Origin of the sequence: Mangrovicoccus ximenensis (assembly GCF_003056725.1) — a bacterium.
GTDB classification, from domain to species: domain Bacteria; phylum Pseudomonadota; class Alphaproteobacteria; order Rhodobacterales; family Rhodobacteraceae; genus Mangrovicoccus; species Mangrovicoccus ximenensis.
The window spans coordinates 1-2,076 of sequence record NZ_QBKZ01000019.1 but is presented as its reverse complement, the minus strand read 5'-3'; the positions used below and the strand labels follow the sequence as shown (position 1 = coordinate 2,076).

Genomic DNA, 2,076 nt, shown 5'->3' with positions numbered 1-2,076 from the left:
TCATGTCGACGCCCACGACCGAGCCCTCGGGGCCGGCCATCTGCGCCAGCGCATAGACGTCGCGCCCGGAGCCGCAGCCGAGATCGAGCACCCGCGCGCCTTCCAGCACATGCGGCATCACCAGACCGCAGCCGTAATAGCGCGCCATCACCTCGTCATGGACATTGGACAGCGCCCGCTTGACCCGCTCGGGCATCTCGCCGGGGGTGCAGCAGGCATCGGTCTGAAGGTCGCCGCTGCCCTGCAGGGTGCGGCCGTAATACTCCTGGACGGCGTCGTGCTTCATCGCGGCCTCCTCAGCGGTTGTCGTCGGGACGGGCGAGGGTGAAGGGCGACTGCACGATGGCGTAGTCGCGGTAGCCCAGCCGCGACAGCAGCCCGACCCTGGCCGCGTCGAACAGTCCCTCGGTCAGCGCATCGTCGCGGATATGGATGCCGACCACCTCGCCGAAGACCGCGATATTGGCTTCGCCCGCAAGCTCCACGATCCGGGTCATGCGGCATTCGAGGTTCGCCGGTGCCTCGGCCACGCGCGGGCAGTCGATCATCCGGCAGGGCGTCTCGGCCAGCCCGGCATGGGCGAATTCGCTGTCTTCGCGCGCCAGCCCGGCCGAGCTGGCATTCATCGCGTCGCGCAGGTCGTAGCTGACGATGTTGACGCAGAACACGCCGGTTTCGCGGATATGGGACACGCTGTCCTTGGTGTTCTCCCGGTCGGGCTTGGCGCCCGTGGAGGAGAACATCACCTGCGGCGGCACATAGGCGACCGCGTTGAAAAACGAATAGGGCGCGAGATTCGACCGCCCGTCGGCGCCCCGCGTCGAGATCCAGCCGATCGGCCGCGGCGCGACCAGCGCGTTGAACGGGTTGTGCGGCAGGCCGTGGCCGTCCTTGGGTTGATAAAACACTTTGCTCCTCCGGGGGCTTCCGTCGCCTTCGAAACCTGTGATAGGGCGCGGCCCGAACACAGGAAAGAGGTGGCGCGCGGTGTTTCATCTGGAGCCGGAGACTTCACGGGACTTTGACGAGGTCGAATGGCTCTACGACACCTGCTTTGCGCCCGGGCGCGAGGCGCTGTCTTCCTACCGGCTGCGCGAGGGCGTGCCGCGGGTCGCCGAACTCTGCCTGGTGGCGCGCGACGAGAACGACATCGTGCTGGCTGCCGCCGCTGGACCAGATGAAGCGCGCCGCGCCCGGGCTGGCCGGGCGGGCGATGTTCCTGCGCTACCGCATCATCGCCGCGGAGCTGCGCGCGCTCGGCATCGACACCAATTGCGCGCCGATGGCGGATGTGGCGACGGCAGAGACCCATCCGTTCCTGCTGAACCGCTGCTATGGCGACGATCCGATGACCGTCGCGGCGGCGGGCCGTGCGGCAGCGCAGGGTCTCCTGGCCGGCGGCGTTCTGCGCACGATCAGCTTGGCGATCAGGCTGTCGTAATAGGGCGGGATCGCGTAGCCGTCATAGATCGCGCTGTCCATCCGCACGCCGAGACCGCCCGGCGGGTGGTAGGCGGTGATGCGGCCCGGGCAGGGCGAGAAGTTCGGCAGGCGCTCGGCATTGATGCGGACCTCGATGGCGTGGCCCTGGGGGACGAGCTCCTCCTGGACNGAATTCCATCGGCAGGCNCTGCCGNCGACGCGGATCTGCTCGCGCACCAGGTCGACGCCATAGACGGCCTCGGTCACCGGATGTTCCACCTGCAGGCGGGTGTTCATCTCGATGAAGTAGAACTCGCCGTCCTCGTAGAGGAACTCGATCGTGCCGGCGCCGGCATAGTTGANTCGCGGCCACGGCCTCGGCGCAGGTCTTNGCCGATGCGCGCGCGGGTCTCGGCGTCGANTGCAGGGGCCGGGGGCCTCCTCGAAGACCTTCTGGTGGCGGCGCTGCAGCGAGCAGTCGCGCTCGCCCAGATGCACGGCCTTGCCCTTGCCGTCGCCGAAGACCTGGATCTCGATGTGCCGGGGCTTGCCCAGGTACTTCTCGATATAGACCTCGTCATTGCCGAAGGCGGATTTCGCCTCGGAGCGCGCGGTCTGGAAGGCGGTCTCCAGGTCGTCGGCGGTCCTGGCGAG

At 68.2% G+C, this 2,076-nt stretch carries 3 protein-coding genes and 1 pseudogene; 1 reads left to right on the top strand and 3 read right to left on the bottom strand.

The annotated features are described in order from the left end of the window. The coding region (locus C7T91_RS25080) for a methyltransferase domain-containing protein (RefSeq protein ID WP_145963018.1) at positions 1-286 on the bottom strand (286 nt) is incomplete at its 3' end. Between the two features lie 10 nt (positions 287-296). After that, a complete protein-coding gene (locus C7T91_RS25075; protein WP_108262262.1) occupies positions 297-908 on the bottom strand; it encodes a flavin reductase family protein in 612 nt (203 codons plus the stop codon). A 248-nt stretch (positions 909-1,156) separates the two neighbouring features. Here C7T91_RS25075 and C7T91_RS25065 point away from each other — a divergent pair. After that, positions 1,157-1,408, top strand: a pseudogene (locus tag C7T91_RS25065) (glycoside hydrolase family 3 N-terminal domain-containing protein); the annotation flags it as partial. Here C7T91_RS25065 and C7T91_RS25060 read toward each other — a convergent pair. Beyond that, a partial coding sequence (locus C7T91_RS25060; protein ID WP_456237861.1) for an ATP-binding protein occupies positions 1,333-2,076 on the bottom strand: 744 nt, incomplete at its 5' end. The pseudogene C7T91_RS25065 and the gene C7T91_RS25060 overlap by 76 nt on opposite strands.